The organism is Bacteroides sp. 3_1_13 (genome assembly GCF_001185845.1).
Taxonomy (GTDB): Bacteria; Bacteroidota; Bacteroidia; order Bacteroidales; family Bacteroidaceae; genus Bacteroides; species Bacteroides xylanisolvens.
In genome coordinates, this window is sequence record NZ_KQ236955.1 from 471,664 (window position 1) to 489,370 (window position 17,707).

Consider the following 17,707-nt stretch of genomic DNA (forward strand, 5'->3'; position numbering starts at 1 on the left):
GTATCAATATTTTTTCTTCGATGCTTCTTTCACATATTCCAGTTCCGTAATAATCGGTAAATGGTCTGACAAAAGCGACTGAACAGTTTGTGTACTAATCACACGCCATCCTTTTTGCGGGTAAGCAAACAAGTAATCGATCTTAATCACAGGCTTCCATGCCGGCATTCCAAAATCATCGTTGCTTGCAGCAAACCAACTATCCATACCACGTATTGCCTCCGAGTAATGACGCGCGTTGAAATCACCTCCCAAAATTACAGGATATTTATAATTTTTGAAATGCCCGGTAATAAATTTTATTTGCTCCGCCCGTGTTTCTTGAGAGTTGACGTCCAGATGCGTAGAGGTAAAAACAATGGTATCATTACCCATTTCGAATAATCCCTCCAGCATGGCCCGTCTCTCATGCTCTTTGACCGGATGGGGCAGCATTATCTTTTGGACAGAAATATATGGATATTTACTTAACACCCCAATACCGTAATAACCGGTAGAATAGTCAATCGTTTTTCCGTAAAGCCCAAACATCCCTGTATGATAGGCAAGTTCGGATATAAAATCCTTCCCCTTCTGATGCGGGGTACGCTTACGGTCTGTTTTGCTATCCACTTCCTGAAGCGCCACAAAATCAGGCTTGAAGGATTTGATGTGATGAGCAAGTTCCTCTAAAGATGCCAGTTCGCCAAATCTTAAATTATAGGTCATTACCCGCACCCGTAGAGTATCTTGCGCATAGGCAACACCCAAAGTCAGGCATAAAAACAATAATAAATATTTCTTCATTGAATACATGGTTTCTATTTTTTAATGATTACTTTTCCCAGCCCGGATTTTGTCCTAACAGAGGATTCTTCTGACGCTCGGGATTAGGCACGGGCCACAAATAATGTTTCGTTGCGTCGAAGTAACGTGCTCCGCCTTCCGCAGTAGACTTTTCGTAGATAACATCACCAAACTCATCTACTCCGGTATCGGGATATGGGTTGGCGCCCAAATCATTCATACAAACTTTCAGGCTGGGACCGGTGATGGCACGTCCAAAGCGAAGTTCGCCTTCACGCCAGCGCATCACATCGGCGTATCTTGTACCTTCACCTGCCAACTCAATGCGACGTTCTCTTCTCAATTCGGTTTCGAGATCCATCCCCCATGCGCTAAGTTCGTCAAGGTTCATACGATGCATATTCACACGATCTCTAAGTCTGTTGATGGAGTAATCAATCTGTGTTTGTGTCAGTTTCTTGCCTTGTAGTTCGAAGGTGGCTTCGGCATAAATCAGCAAGATTTCGGCAAAACGGATGACATTGAGATTTCCATGTCCACCCACACTTGAGCCGGCCAAATCAATATCGTTATACTTTTTCAGATAGAAACCTGTACGGCTATTTGCCCCCACACGGTTATTATCTTGCAATGAAGCAAAACGAGGCAGATTAAATATCTCGTTGGCCTTATCCGTATCAGGGTCACCGTCATCTCCTCCCGGCCATTTGTCACCCGGAGCATATAAAGTCATCTTCATTCTAGGATCTCTGTTCTGGAAATAATCCACATAATGCTCTTCAGGCGACTTGTATAACGATGAGGTCTGCACACCGGTCTTTTTATAATATTCCAATCCGGTTTTTGCCGGTTTACCGTCTGTACACAGATAAGCATCCACTAACGACTTCGTTGGATTGAGGCGTATATAATCTGTCGGACTGCAAGTTTCATTGGGCAGACTTTGTGTACGGATTTCAGGTACAAAAAGGCTATATACGATGGCTTCGATATTTTTCGGATCATTCTCGACATCCCCTTCGTGATGAAATAGTTTTTCATATTCATACAGACCATAGGGACTGTTTTCGATGATATATTCACTCGTTTTTGCAGCCAGTTCCCATCTTTCGTTTTGCAAAGCAATACGTGCCAATATGGCTAAAGCGCCCCAGCGGTCAAGCCTTCCCAGTTTATCGCCTGTATACCTTTCTTCAGGCATGCGCTCTGCCGCCCATTTCAAATCCTCGACGAGCTGGTCAATGACTTTCTCTCTGGGAGTACGCTCGATATATGCATCTTCGGGCTGGATGACTTCTCCTACCCAAGGTACATCACCCCAAAACACCGTGAGATAAAAGTACATAAGCGCCCGGATGGTTTTTACTTCTGCGGCATAAACGTCCTTCTTATTTTGAGCTACCTGCGCTTTATTATAGTTGTCCAGAAAATTATTGCAGCGATAAATATAGCTATACGCTCCTGTCCAATAGGTAGTGAAGGGGAAGCCGTCAGTATAAGAGTGCTTGCCTCCCGAAACCTTACTTAGTCCACTAGTAATATTCCCCCACATAACAGTTTCGGCCGTCGATTCACTCCAATTCACGAGATAGTCTTTTTGTAAAGCTTCGTAACAGGGAGGCAAGGCATTTTTAAGCTGATCTTCATTTACCCAGAATGTTACATTGTCCGGCTCGTTAGGGTTCGTTCTATCCAGAAAATCGCTACATGAAGTAACTATACCAAAGAAAGCAATGATTAAAAAGTATTTTGAGTATTTCATCTTTATAGTCGTTTAATAGGTTAGAATGTTATTGATAATCCAAAAACATAGGTTTTTACTTGCGGGTAAACATCTCCGCTGGTGGTCCTCACTTCAGGGTCATAAGCTCCGAAGTAATCGGTTTTAGTAAACAAGTTATCTGCCGAAGCATATACTCTAAGACTATTAATGCCAAGAGGTGCCACCATTCGGGCAGGAAAACGATAACCTATCTGAATATTCTTTAGGCGCAAGTACGATGCATCCTCTTTCCAGTAGTCACTGAAGAGCCTGTTGTGCTCCTGCGACTGATAAAGTCTGGGATAAGAAGCATTTGGATTCATAGGCGTCCATCTGTCAAGATGCTCTTTTTTAGGGATTGAGTAGTCATTGATAAACGCATGCCGAGCCTCATCCTCAAGGTAACCGGCAACTTTGCCTACTCCTTGCAAATAGAAACTGAAATCAATGCCTTTCCATTCCAAACCACCCTTGATTGCATAGGTGTAATGGGGCTCTTTCTCGCCAAACACCACTTTGTCGTAGTCATCAATTACCCCGTCGGGAGCGCCGTCAGGACCACTGATGTCCCGATACTTAATATCTCCGGGCTGTACAATGCCGTTTTGTGATGCAACAAGAGGAAATTTTGGTTTCTGGTACTTACCTGTAGTTGTATTCACCGATTCGAAGTCATACACTTGCGCCAGTCCATCAGTCAGATAACCATAGAAAGCACCTATCGGATCACCTACCCGACGATACGAACCGGAAGCCGTACTGGTCAGCGACTCCGGAGTTCCACCCAAATCGGTAATCTTATTACGGGCGTCCGACAGATTGAACCCGAGATTGTAATTTACACTTCCGATCTTATCACGCCATGACAGATTAAGTTCCCATCCTTTGACATCAATCTTACCAAGATTGACATAACCTACGTTACTACTGGAAACCCCGACAATAGCCGGAACATCGGGACGAACCAATGCGTCAATATTCTCTTTCTTATACCAATCAAAGTCCACATTCAGTCTATTGTTCAAAAAACTAAGGTCTACCCCGAAATTAAGCATGCGTATGGTTTCCCACTTGATGTCGGGATTACCGATTTTGTTTTGCCAAAGTCCCATAACAGGTGTATTAGAAGCTCCGATAGGATAAGACTCTTCGGTTATGATAGGTGACAAGTAAGGGTAGTAATTACCGGGAATGTTTTGATTTCCCAACTCACCCCAGGAAGCACGCAGCTTACCCGAGCTCAATACCGAAGTAGCGAACTCCATGAATTTTTCACGTGAAAAGTTCCATCCTGCCGAGAACGATGGAAAATATCCCCAGCGATTGCCCTTGGCAAATCTTGAAGTTCCGTCGGCACGCAGGTTAGCTTCAAACAGGTATTTACCGTCAAAAGCATAGTTGACACGACCAAAGTAAGAACGCAAAGCCCACTCGTCTTTTGTTCCGCTATTCATAAAATTAATCATTCCGGCACTAATAACGTGAATATCCTCAACCATCACATTATCACGCGTAGCACCCAGTGTGCTTCTATTTTCCCACTCTTGCGAAAATCCCAACAATGCTCCCAACTCGTGGCGTCCTATGGTTTTATTAAAGTTCAGGGTGAATTGCAGCGTTTGGGTCATAACGTCAAGATGGCTTTGTGAGATATAGTCCTTGGCATCTTCATTTGCTTTCAACGGGCTACCGTCCGAGTAATAAGACAACATCTTCGGGTTAAACTCATCCACTTGGCGGGTATATATATTTGCAGAGTACTGCATACCTACGTTCAGTCCGTCTATAATTTTGAGATCTGCATTGAAAATACCATTGAGCACACGTGTTTTCCGTTCTTCCATTCCCGACTCATAGGCTACTTGCAAGGGGTTACGCACCGAACCGTACGACCAGTTCTCACTATCTACCATCCGGCCATTCTCATCAGGAATTTGCCACATGACGGGAAGTAACGGAGACATACGCTGTGACAGGCGGAATACTCCTGATGTGCCGCTATAACCTAAGTCCTTTTTATAGAAATCGACATAGCTCATCTGTCCGGTCAGTTTCAAACGATCATATACCTCCGTGTTTACACTGATACGCGCATTATGTCTTTTGGAACTATATCCGTCACCTACAACCAGTCCATCCTGATCCAGGAAACCATACGACATAAAAAATCCGGTTTTCTCGCTTCCACCCCGTGCGCTCACATTATGCCCCGTTTGAAAAGCCCGGCTTTTGTATATTTCGTCAATCCAGTCAGTATTGGAATATTCGTTGGGGTATAGTCCCGAATCATATTTATCGAAAGCCTCTTGTGTATAGGGCTTGGAAAATCCGGCAGCACTCATGGCTTCATTGGAGAGCTCCATGTATTCCCTTCCGTTAACAAGTTCGGGCAATGCTGTGGGAGTCTGGAATCCGGCATATCCGTTATATTGAAATACTACGCGCTCTTTCTTTTCTCCCTTTTTAGTCGTTACAAGAATAACACCGTTAGCGGCACGTGCTCCATAAATAGCTGATGAGGCGGCATCTTTCAGTACGGATACGCTTTCGATGTCCGAAGGATTCAATAAGTTGATGTCTCCCCCGGCTACTCCGTCAATCAAGATCAAAGGTGCTGTACTACTGTTAATAGTTCCCGTACCACGAATGTTGATGCTGGGCACAGCACCCGGCTGCCCCGAAGAGGAAACGATACTAACTCCAGGCAACAATCCTTGTAGCCCTGTAGTTACGTTAGTAATAGGTCGGTTCTCAATAGCCTCCGCTTTAACCATAGATACGGCACCTGTTACATTCACTTTCTTTTGCACGCCATAACCTACAACTACTACATCTTCCAAGCTGACAGCATTCTCTTTCATCACTACGTTTACTGTCGTTGCTTTCGCTATGACGCTTTCTTCACGGTAGCCGACGTATGAGTACCGAAGTGTACTCCCATAGGGTACCTTGATGGAATACTGACCATTGATATCGGTGATTGTACCTGTGGCCGAGCCTTTTACCGATACGGTGGCTCCGATGATCGGTTCCGCATTCTCGTCAGTAACTTTACCTTTCACATACAGTTCCTTTTTCTCTCCTTGCAAATCAACAGGTTCAGTTTTATTTTGATATTCTTTATTATAAAATAAAATACTGTCATCCAGAAAACGGAACCCAATGTTAGTCCCTTTTAGCAAAAGAGTTAGCGCTTTGTTTACCTCTGTGTCTTTTACCTCCAATGACACTTTCCTACTCGTATCCACAAATTCTTTGCTATAGGCTACATTCATCGATGCCTTCTCTGCTATCTGACTGATAGCCTCTTTAAGAGGAAGCTCTTTGATACTAATCGATATTTTTTGCTGTTGTGCATAAACAAAAGCAGTGACAAATATGCACATTAGGGTTACAATACACCTTCTGCCGGTGGATGAAAAAGGAGAATCTTTTTCCATAATATTAGTCTTTAAAGTTAATAGTTCAATATCTATTAGCTAATACACAAGAGATATTAAAAAGTATTACGGCAAATAAGTTAATGAATATTAATTCGGGAAATATAGGAGAACTTGCCGGAAATCAATCCATACTTGATAAAAAAGAAAGAAAACACTTCAAAGGTATCGTTTTTAAAAGAAAATATAAAGGGGGGATATCGTATTTTCTCATTTAATGCATAAATTAGTGTCTTTACCTGAAAAAGAATGAGCAACATCCACCTCACATATGAGTGATTCCACCAGAACCCGGCTCAATCTGAAAATTTTGGGGATTTGATTCAGGGCAATCACACCCTTAAAAATAGATTCATTCCCGGTGCAAAAATGAGCTAAATAATCATTTATTTTTAGACATAAGAACAAAAGAACATAAATGCTGCGCTTTGAAGCTTATTTCTGTTGCTTATTGAACTGCTATTTTATTTTTTGTTCTTATGTTCTTCTGTCTGTATTAAATTCTCATTTAACTAAAAACCGTGCAGTTTAGAACTAATTGTGTTGAAAATTACCAAAGTCCCAATAAAGTTTAGTTCTCCACCTTCACATCCTTCACGGATGGTAATCATCTGTTTGATAGGTGTTTTCTGTGAACAAATAAAGAAAAGTCTTTTCTTCACGCCTTCACAATCCCCACAGTTTATACTTTCACAGCCCGTAACCTTCGCATCGACATTGTCAATCTTAGCAAATTGAACAGCTTGTATCTAAGAAGCCGACTAGAGTTGTCCACCTAGTCGACTATTGTTGTCTAATCAGCCTACTATAGTCATCCAGATAGACAACTATAATCGGCGATTAATAAATAGAAATAAAGTATACGATAAGACGGTAGTTTATCAGTAATAAGAAGGCTGATTCTTAATATTGTTAATGAATAAAATATATTCATAATTGCATAGAAACGAGTTAAACGGTGCGCTAATGAATGGGGCAAGGGTGAGGGATGTGATTGCCCTGAATCAAATCCCCCCAATCCCCAAGAATTACAACTGAGCCCAGAACTCTTGATACTTATAAATTCATATAGTTGGTGTCAAAAGGCAATAGTGTCAAGTACGCCTGACAATGGAAATGGAGGCAACGGAGAAGGTGTAAATGAAGGCGGTGGTGAAGCACCGGATCCGGCAGCATAAGAAACGGTGTTAATATGTAAAAAATCGGGCTTGATATTGTTCAAGCCCGATTTTCTATTATCTAAAATACTACTTTCTATCAGTTAACACCTTTATCGAATCCCGTTTTATAATATTAGGTTTCAAAAGAATCTCCGAATGCAGTTCAGTTTCTTCCAAAATCTTCTGCATCAACATTTTTACAGCAATAATGCCAATATTCTCCAGTGATTGTGCAATACGAGTTATAGGAGGATTTAGATAGTCCAGATATAAGTTATCATCAAACGAAATGATAGACATATCTTGAGGAATTCTCACTTTATGCTCATTTAACGCTTTGACAGCTCCCAAAAGAATTGTACTACTTAACGCAAATATAGCAGTAGGTTTTGTAGTAGAGTTCAGAGCCAACTTAGTCTCAATATAACCATTCTGAATCGAGAACTCATTTCCTCTTATCATTGCGTTATCCTGATAACCAGCTTCGCGAAGCGCATCAAGATACCCGCGCACACGTTCCTTAGTCGTTATAGAAATATCCGGCCCCTGAATACAGAGAATCTTACTATGCCCCGATTCTAATAATAATTTCGTTGCCTGATAAGCTCCTACATAATTATCAGTAGCTACGTATGGCAAATTATGCTTCTCAAAATAGCGGTCAATTAGCACAATCGGAGTTTTAGTACTAATCTCCTCGAGTTTAGAAGGGTTTTCACCAGTCGGAACCAAAATAATTCCGTCTATCTTACGTGACAGAAGCGAATCAATAGCTTTATTTTCCTGAATAGGATCTTCCAGGGTATCGATAAGCATGACAGTATAATTATAACGTTGTGCTTCACGGATGACAACACTTGCTATATTGGCAAAAAAAGGATTATCTATGTGTGGTACAAGAAGGCCTATAGTATATGTCGTGTTGTTGCGCAAACTTTGCGCAACTATATCAGGCTGATAGTCCAATTCTTTAACGGACTGCAAAATAACCTCCTTAGCAGACTGGCTTATTCTATATTTCTCCGATTTCCCATTTAAGACCCTAGAAATCGTAGAGATAGAATACCCAGTCTTCTTTGATACATCAATCAGAGTTTTCTTCATTACTGGTTGTTTTTTGCAAAAATAACATTTTATTTGAGAAAAAAGCAAGAAAAATATTTTGTTTTGAAAAAAATTTCTACATTTGCGCAAACGATTGCGCATCGTTTACGATTCAATTCGCCTTAATACTTAATACTCATTATATGGACACAAAGAAGAAAATCGTAGTGATAGGTAGTAGTAATACGGACATGGTTATCAAATCAGACCGTCTACCAAAACCAGGAGAAACAATTCTAGGAGGAAACTTCTTAATGAATCATGGCGGCAAAGGAGCTAACCAAGCCGTAGCTGCTGCAAGACTAGGAGGAGATGTCACTTTCATATGCAAAATAGGGAATGACATTTTTGGAAATGAAACCTTGGAAATGTTTCACAAAGAAAAGATCGACACTACTTATGTAGGAATTGCCCTGCAGGAACCGTCAGGAGTAGCTCTTATCAATGTCGACAAAAAAGGGGAAAACTGTATTGTTGTTGCTTCCGGAGCCAACGGGACTTTATCTATTGATGACATACAGCATGCAGAACCTGCCATCAAACAGGCATCCATCGTCATCATGCAGTTGGAAACTCCAATCGAGAGTGTCACTTATGCAGCCAAAATGGCGAAAAAAGATGGAATTACCGTTATATTAAATCCCGCCCCTGCCCCTACCCAACAACTGCCTGACGATTTATTAGCCAATGTCGACATTCTTATTCCTAATGTCACAGAGGCTGAAATCATCTCGGGAATGCACATTACAGATGATGAATCGGCAAAAGAAGCGATTCGTTATATTAGTTCGAAAGGCATAAAAACTGTCATTATTACGATGGGAGCCAAAGGAGCTCTCGCCTATGAAAACAATGAGTTTATCCACATTCCAGCCTTCAAGGTAGAAGCAGTAGACACAACCGCTGCCGGAGATACATTCTGCGGCGGACTGTGCGTAGCTCTGTCTGAGGGCAAAAATCTAAAAGATGCAATTATATTTGCAAGTAAAGCCTCTTCTATTTCTGTTACCAGAATGGGAGCACAAGTATCTATACCTTTGAGAAAAGAAATACAATAATCATCCTTAATTCTGTTATTATGATAAAACAATGTTCAATCCACGGTCTATTGACAAGTATGTTGTTAATAGTATTTTCTTTGATGAGCAATGATGCTATTGCCCAGAAGGCAATAAGAGGTACAGTCCTCGATGAAGCAAATGAACCCATTATCGGTGCCAGTGTCCTTGTTAAAGGTACAACAAATGGTTCTATTACAGGAGTTGATGGAACCTTCAATGTAAAAGCGAATCCTTCTGATGTATTGGTTATATCTTATGTAGGTTATGCAACTGTTGAACAACAAGTAGGAAATCAGACACAGCTTGTAATACACCTGCGCGAAGACTCGAAAGTGCTTAATGACGTTGTAGTAATCGGCTACGGCTCTACCACAAAGAAAGAGCTTACAGGATCGGTTACCAGCATGAAGAAAGATGACCTCAATCCCGGAACATTCACCAATGCTATGGGAATGTTGCAAGGAAAAGTGGCAGGATTACAAATTATCAACCCGAACGGTGCTGATCCGACAGCCAAATATGAAGTATTACTTCGCGGAACAAACACACTTTCCGCAGGCCAAGGTCCATTAATTATTATTGATGGGGTGGCAGGTGCAGATATCAGAAATATCAACTTCCAGGAAGTGGAATCTATAGACGTATTAAAAGATGGTTCGGCAGCTGCTATTTATGGAACAAGAGGTACGAATGGAGTAATCATCGTCACAACTAAACGTGCAAGAAGTGGCAAAACGGAAGTTTCTTATGATGGACAACTCACCGTGGGAGTCGTTTCACGCAGAGCAAAACCTTTATCGGCAAGCGAATACAAATCTGTTATCAAGGAGTATCGCCCAGAATTGGAAAGTTATATCTTTGACAGTGATACCGATTGGTTTAAAGAAATTACGCAAACTCCGTTCAGCCATAAGCACAACTTGTCTATATCCGGAGGTTCCGAGAAGTTCTCACATCACACTTCTTTCAATTATGAAAAGAGCGATGGCTTGCAAAAGCACAATAGCTCCGAAAAGCTAATGGCACGTACCAATATTCGCCAGTCATTATTAGATAAATGGGTCGATTTGGATTATAACCTGAATATCATTCATCGCAAATACAGCCCTTCCTCTACAAGTGCTTTTATGCAGGCATTTACCCATAATCCAACAGAGCCTGTTTATGACGACAGCGATCCGGATGCCGGAGGATATAGCCGTATCAAAGCAATGGAATATTACAATCCGGTAGCGATCATTAACGAAAGGAACATGGAAAGTAAGAATGATAATTATGGTGCAAATATTCGTGCTACTCTAAACATTTTGCCTATAAAAGGATTAAAATGGGAGAACTTTGTTTCATACGACAAGGAACAATATGAGACACGTGAATACTACACACATTATTATCCAAGTTTAATAGGAACAAACGGGCAAGCCTATATTGAAAACTATCAGGAAAACGATACACAATATGAGTCTACTTTAAATTACTCGAATATTTTCGGAAAACATTCCATTCAGGCATTACTCGGATATACATACCAGTATACTTATAGCACATCTGCATCCATGACAAATTCCGGTTTCGACTTCGATGACAACCAGACTCATAACATCGGAACAGGAACGAATCTAACTGAAGGCAAAGCCAGCATGTCGTCCAATAAAGAAGATAATACATATATCGGATTCTTCGGACGTTTTATGTACAACTACGATGATAAATATCTTTTGTCTGCTTCACTACGTCGTGATGGCTCCAGCCGTTTCGGTGACAATAATAAATGGGGATGGTTCCCGGCTGTCAGCGTAGGTTGGCGTATTAATAAAGAGAAATTCCTCTCGAATGTCAAATGGATCGATGATTTAAAATTGAGAGCCGGATACGGAGTTACCGGTAACCAGGATTTCTCAAACTACAAATCTTTGATGATGATGACTACAGCCGGTAAATTCTATTACAATGGCCAATGGATCAATACTTATCAACCTGCGAGTAATGCAAATCCGGATCTAAAATGGGAGAAAAAAGCAGAGTTCAACGTTGGTGTTGATATGACAATGTTTGATAACCGCCTCTCGTTCACTTTCGATTATTACAAACGGACTACATCAAACTTGCTATATGACTACATCGTGCCAACACCTCCTTATGTATATAATACCTTGTTTACGAATGTTGGAAAAGTTACTAATGAAGGAGTTGAATTAACAATATCCGGTACACCTTTTAACACTAGAGACTTTACATGGAATACCTCACTTACCGTTTCGCACAATAAAAACAAATTGGTGAAATTCACCAATGATGAATTCACTAACGGAACATACAAAGTGGGATGGTCTACAAGTGCTGCCTGCTACACTCAACGTCTGATAGAAGGACAGTCATTGGGTACTTTCTATGGTCCTATATGGTTAGGAACTGATACAGATGGAAAAGATGTATTGCTAGGACAAAATGCAGACGGTTCCGTACCGGAAGAACAATGGGAAAAAATTGGCTGTGCTTATCCGGATGCCACTCTTAGCTGGAGTAATACCTTCAGATATAAGAAATTCGACTTGAGTTTCTCACTGCGTGCATCTATCGGCGGAGAAATTCTGAACAACTATGCGATGGAATATGAAAATCTAAGCAGCATCGGACTTAGAAATATCTCATCAAACTGGTTATCTCAAACGAATTTCACAAGTACGACCTATAAATATTCCTCCAAATATATAGAGGATGCTTCTTATTTAAAACTAGATAATGTTACCTTTGGATATACTTGGGATTTCACATCTAAAATGATAAAAAGACTAAGATTGTCTCTTACTGCACAGAATGTATTCTGTATCACCGGTTATTCTGGTGTCGACCCAGAAGTTGCCCTTTCCGGACTGGAACCCGGTATGGAAAGTTTGAGCTATTATCCGCGTACAACAGAATTTACTTTTGGAGTTAATATAGTATTCTAAAAAATAAGATTACCATGAAAAAGACAAATATAATATTAAGTTTCGTTATCTGTATATTATTATACGGATGTACCGATCTTAGCGAAACTGTATACACAGGAGTAGCGATGAATGACTTCTTTAAAAACGAGAAGGAACTGGTAGCCAATGCAGGTAGAGCATATACGAAATTACAAGGATACAATTCCGAACAAAGTTTATGGACACTGCTTTTACAAGCTTCTGATGAATGTGCTGTTCCCGCTTGTGGTGGTTCCTGGTACAGTAATGGACGTTATGAAGAAATCCAGACGAATAAAATTCCACCTGCAAATAAATTATTAACAAGGGGCTGGAACTGGATATTTAATGGTATTGCTGCATGTAATGAAATTATTTACGAAACGGAACTATCACCTATTCAGTTTGAAGGAAAAGAGAAGATTATAGCCGAAATGAAAATATTGCGTGCTTTCTACTATTACCAAGCCATTTCTTGTTGGGGAAACGTACCTTTCACAACTGACTACACAGAAACCGGATACCCGGAACAAAAAAGTCGTGAATATATTTTCAACTATCTGGAAAAAGAGATTAATGACAATATCGAGTTCCTAGACAGGGAGCCTTCAGATACTAATTATGGACGGGCCACACAAGCTGCCGCTTATTGCATTCTTGCGAAAATGTATCTGAATGCAGAAGCATGGTTCGGTACTCCAATGTATGACAAAGCAGAGAAAGCCTGTAAAGACATTATGGATATAGGTGCTTACAGCATTGAAGACTCTTATTCCACTAATTTTGATATTAAAAATGAAGATTCTAAGGAGAACATCTTTGTAATCCTGTATGACAGAGTATATACTAGCGGTGACAGTAACTCATTTTATTTGCATACGCTGACATTGGAAGCTGCATCACAAGCAACATTTAATATTCCGGCAGCCCCATGGTCGGGTTTTCTCTGCCAACCGGACTTTTTCCAAACATACGCAGAACAAGATCTTCGCAGAAGTCAGAGCTGGTTATACGGTCCTCAAGTAGACTTAAGCGGAAAGGATCTTGGTTTCGAATATACTCCTGTCTTCCCCGAAGAAAAATATTACAATAGCAACGGAGGACGTGGTACATACGACGGTGCACGCTGCTGGAAATGGCATTACCAGACTGATGGTTCTTTAAAAGAATATACAGTTAGTATGGACAACGACTTTGCCATCTTCCGTTATGCCGATGTGGTATTAATGTACGTAGAGGCTTTGGTACGACAAAACAGAACAAGTGAAGCTATCCAACTGGCAGACTTCAAGAAGATTCGTACAAGAGCAGGTCTTGATGCATATACCACAAGCCAATTGACGATTGATGAACTTTATGCAGAACGAGGCAGAGAACTGGCATGGGAAGGATGGCGCCATGAAGATATGATACGTTTCGGAAAATATCTGAAAAAATATTGGGCACACCCTGACCAAAGTTCAGAAACTTTTAGAAATGTATTTCCAATTCCTACGGATATTTTAAATGCAAATCCAAAATTATCTCAAAACAAAGATTATTAACCACAATTGGAAGGTTCACATAGAAAAGTGTACCTTCCAACAAATCAACCCTGATAAGTATGAAAAAACCAATCATCTTTTTACTTGTTTTAATTACTAACATCTTATTTATCTCTGCACAGAAAATTTCAAAGACAGAGTTAAAAGACAAAATAGCCGGAGCTTGGATCGGGCAAATGGTAGGAAACATATATGGACTTCCTTTTGAGAACAAGTTTGTAGATGAACCTGCCCCCGAATCCAGATTTCCATTCGGTTACACTAAAAACATAGATAAATTGCAGAAGTATAACGGTGCATTCTCTGATGATGATACTGATGTTGAGTATATCTACTTACTATTAATGGAGAAATATGGTGTAGAACCTACTTATGCTAATATGCGCGAAGGATGGATGTATCATATCCGTGACCGTGTATGGCTAGCCAATAGGGCTGCACTCGGATTAATGCATCTTGGATTCACCCCTCCGTTCACAGGTGACGAAAATCTGAATCCGCACTGGTATCAGATCGACCCTCAATTGATTAACGAGATATGGGCGTATACAGCACCGGGAATGATTTCGTATGCTGCAGGAAAAAGTGATTGGGCAGCCCGTATCACAAGCGATTCGTGGGCGGTATCTCCCACTGTTCTATACGGTGCAATGTACGCTGACGCCTTTTTCTGCAAGGATATCCGCAAGCTTATTACACGCGCTTTAAAAGAATTGCCAGCTGATGACAGATATGCGATAGCCGTAAAAGAGATGATTGCTTTATATGACAAATATCCTAAAGATTGGGTAAAAGCACGTCAAATCATGGCTAAAAAATATTACATAGATGAACCGGCCATGACAAAAACAATCTGGAATGCTAATCTGAACGGATTATGCGGGATTTTGGCTATGTTGTATGGCGAAGGAGATTTCCAACGGACGCTGGATTTAAGTTGTGCAATGGGATTTGACTGCGATAATCAGGCAGCCACCATCTCCGGACTTCTAGGAGTAATGTACGGTGCAAAGTCTCTTCCCGAAAGTTTGACCAAACCTATCGAAGGATGGGAAAAACCCTTCAACGACCGGTATATCAATATCACCAGGTTTGATATTCCCGATGCTTCCATTGAAGACATGATTGAACGTACTTACAACAAAGCAATCGAACTGGTTTGCTCTAAAGGAGGAAAAGTGAAAGGTGATATGGTATATGTTAACCCTAAAGCACAATTCATTCCCCCGATGGAATTCTGTATCGGCCCGAATCCGGACTTGGAAATCGGACAGCCTACCGATTACTCATTTGCCTGCAGAACAAACGCTAATTTCAAATGGGAACTGGTAAAAGGTAAACTTCCGGCAGGAGTTACATTCCAAAACGGTAAACTGGCAGGAACTCCTACAGAAGCCGGCAAATATCCAATTACCCTTCAATTAAGCGCAAATAACAAGAACTCAATTACTAAAGACTTTGAGTTATTGGTTAAAACCAAGAATATAGCCCCCAAGGCTGACACTATTTACGCAAATATCCGCAAACTAAACGAAGAAGTACTCGATTCTTGCTGGATTACCTTTGGAAAACCGATGTACGCAACAAATGTAGAAGTAATTAATGACGGAGTCAAAGATGGCGTAGGATCTGTATTTTATTCATTAGCGGCCAAAAGTAATCTGCCTAAAATAGACTATTTCGGATACAGTTGGAAAGAAGAGCATAACATCAATATGATTGTTTTAGATATGGGCTGTCTGGAGGAATTCGGAGGATGGTTTACTTCTCTGAACATTCAATATCTTGGAAATGACGGACATTGGTATGACGTAGGTAAATTCAAATCAACTCCGGCACTTCCCGAAACTGATATTGTATTTTTCCAACCTCCGTTTGCACAATATGTTTTGGAATTCCCGGCAGTAAAAACCAAGGGAATACGCGTACTAATGGATGCAAAAGTGCAGGAACACTGGCATAAATACACAAAGAATGTATCATCATTCATCTCTATCACCGAACTAGGAGTTTACGAGAAATAAAGGAAGAGAAAAATGAGGAAAATAATTACGATATGTATTATAGGGCTTTTTACTCTCAACGTACAAGCCCAACCTGTAAAAACTTTAAAGTTATCTGATAAAGAACTTTTAGATAAGATTAAAGGAGGATGGGCCGGACAAACCATTGGTGTTGTTTTCGGAGCACCTACAGAGTTTAAGTTCACGGGAACTTATATTCAAGATTACCAGCCGATCCCCTGGGCGGAAGGTTACGTTAAATATTGGTGGGAAAAGAAGCCCGGATTGTTCGATGATATTTATAACGATTGCACGTTTGTTGAGGCATTTGATGAACTTGGCCTGGATTGTTCACAAGAAGAACTTGCCAAAAGATTTGCATTCGCTGATTATCATTTGGCCCATGCTAACCAAGCAGGCAGATATAATATCCGCCAAGGTATCATGCCACCGGCTTCCGGTCATTGGTTGAATAACCCACATGCAGACGATCTGGATTTCCAGATCGAAGCAGACTTCATTGGTCTGATGGCTCCGGCAATGCTGCCGGAAGCATTGGATATCGCCTCCAGAGTAGGCCACATTATGAACAGTGGTGACGGTTTTTATGGCGGTGCTTTCGTAGCAGCTCTTTATAGCTCCGCTTTCTATGAAAAGAGTCCTGAAGCGATTCTAAAAACCGCAATCTCTGTCATACCTGAAGAGAGTACATTCCATCAATGTATTCAGGATGTAATTAATTTCCATTCTTTGCACCCGGACAACTGGAAAGATTGCTGGTACTTCCTGCAAGAAAAATGGAACTGTGATGTAGGATGTCCCAAAGGCGTATTTCTAAACTTTAATATTGACGCCAAGCTCAATTCCGCTTTCGTAGCATTAGCTATGCTCTACGGTAAAGGAGACTTCACCAACTCTGTCGATATTGCAACACGCTGCGGACAAGATTCTGACTGTAATCCGTCTACAGTCGGCGGTGTACTCGGCGTCATGTATGGGTATGATAAAATCCCTTCATTCTGGTTAAACCCTTTGAAAGAAGTAGAAGACTTTACATTTGAAGGAACGAATATGTCATTGGCAAAAGCATACCAAATGAGTTTCGATCAAGCTAAACAACTCATAGTCAAAACAGGTGGAAAAGTATCTGGTGGGGAAATAGAAATTCCAATCAAAAAGGCGGATGTACTTCCTTTAGAACAAAATTTCGAAAAGACCTATCCACTTTATAGAGAACGCAAAGACTGCTTCCTGACAGATACATTTGAATTTGATTTCAATGGTAACGGATTTGTTATCTGGGGCAACATTTGCTGCACAAGAAGTATTACTCCCGATTATATCAATCGTGTATCTACACGCCACATCGGTTCCGAGGTGTTCGGATTGGCAGAGCCCAATGACCCTTACGTTGCTAAAGTGGAAATATGGATTGACGGAGAACTGGACCATGTAGCAGCTTTACCCATGAGAAATACAGACCGCAAAGTAGAACCAGCCTGGAAATACCTCATGAAGGAAGGAAGACACCACGTTAAAATGAAATGGTTGAACCGCAAAAAAGACTACATTATTCGCATCAACGACATAATGTATTATTCAGAGAAAAAAGAACATGATAGATTTTACTTTAATAAATAAGTTAAGATGAAAAAAGTCCTGATTAACATCATTCTACTATTTACCCTTAATTCCGCAACACTATTATAAAATATTTTTTTTAAGTACCTGAGCAACAAAAAGTTGCTCAGGATTTTGCCATGTCAGAGGATTCACTTAACTTAGTGTTGCAAAAAAATAATCAAACAAAACCTCATCAGGCATGGCAAAAATGCAAATAAAATCCGAGAAGCTCACTCCTTTTGGAGGAATATTTTCAATCATGGAGCAATTTGA

9 protein-coding genes are annotated in these 17,707 nt (G+C 40.6%); 5 read left to right on the forward strand and 4 right to left on the reverse strand.

The genetic code is table 11. From position 1 onward, the window contains the following. Positions 1–3: 3 nt before the first annotated feature. From HMPREF9009_RS01925 to HMPREF9009_RS01940, 4 genes are all read right to left on the reverse strand, one after another. A complete protein-coding gene (locus HMPREF9009_RS01925; RefSeq protein WP_083444130.1) occupies positions 4–795 on the reverse strand; it encodes an endonuclease/exonuclease/phosphatase family protein in 792 nt (263 codons plus the stop codon). Positions 796–814: 19 nt separating this feature from the next. Continuing rightward, complete coding sequence (locus tag HMPREF9009_RS01930; protein ID WP_004296448.1) at positions 815–2,548, reverse strand: RagB/SusD family nutrient uptake outer membrane protein; 1,734 nt, start codon at positions 2,546–2,548, stop codon at positions 815–817. A gap of 20 nt (positions 2,549–2,568) precedes the next feature. Continuing rightward, entirely contained in the window at positions 2,569–5,988 is a 3,420-nt protein-coding gene (locus HMPREF9009_RS01935) for a TonB-dependent receptor (protein ID WP_049701291.1), read from the reverse strand. 1,247 nt (positions 5,989–7,235) lie between these two features. Then, complete coding sequence (locus HMPREF9009_RS01940; RefSeq protein ID WP_004323118.1) at positions 7,236–8,252, reverse strand: LacI family DNA-binding transcriptional regulator; 1,017 nt, start codon at positions 8,250–8,252, stop codon at positions 7,236–7,238. Positions 8,253–8,395: 143 nt separating this feature from the next. On the opposite strand from HMPREF9009_RS01940, the gene rbsK reads away from it, so the two are divergent. Genes rbsK through HMPREF9009_RS01965 form a run of 5 tightly spaced genes read left to right on the forward strand, consistent with a single transcriptional unit; the run spans position 8,396 to position 17,452 of the window. Next, complete coding sequence (rbsK, locus tag HMPREF9009_RS01945) at positions 8,396–9,310, forward strand: ribokinase (RefSeq protein WP_049701292.1); 915 nt, start codon at positions 8,396–8,398, stop codon at positions 9,308–9,310. A 20-nt stretch (positions 9,311–9,330) separates the two neighbouring features. Then, entirely contained in the window at positions 9,331–12,264 is a 2,934-nt protein-coding gene (locus HMPREF9009_RS01950) for a SusC/RagA family TonB-linked outer membrane protein (protein ID WP_009038934.1), read from the forward strand. A 14-nt stretch (positions 12,265–12,278) separates the two neighbouring features. Continuing rightward, entirely contained in the window at positions 12,279–13,808 is a 1,530-nt protein-coding gene (locus HMPREF9009_RS01955; protein WP_004323850.1) for a RagB/SusD family nutrient uptake outer membrane protein, read from the forward strand. Between the two features lie 59 nt (positions 13,809–13,867). Further along, entirely contained in the window at positions 13,868–15,832 is a 1,965-nt protein-coding gene (locus tag HMPREF9009_RS01960; protein ID WP_049701293.1) for an ADP-ribosylglycohydrolase family protein, read from the forward strand. Positions 15,833–15,844: 12 nt separating this feature from the next. Further along, on the forward strand, positions 15,845–17,452 hold the full coding sequence (locus tag HMPREF9009_RS01965; protein WP_049701294.1) for an ADP-ribosylglycohydrolase family protein: 1,608 nt from the start codon (positions 15,845–15,847) through the stop codon (positions 17,450–17,452). The last annotated feature ends 255 nt before the right edge of the window (positions 17,453–17,707 follow it).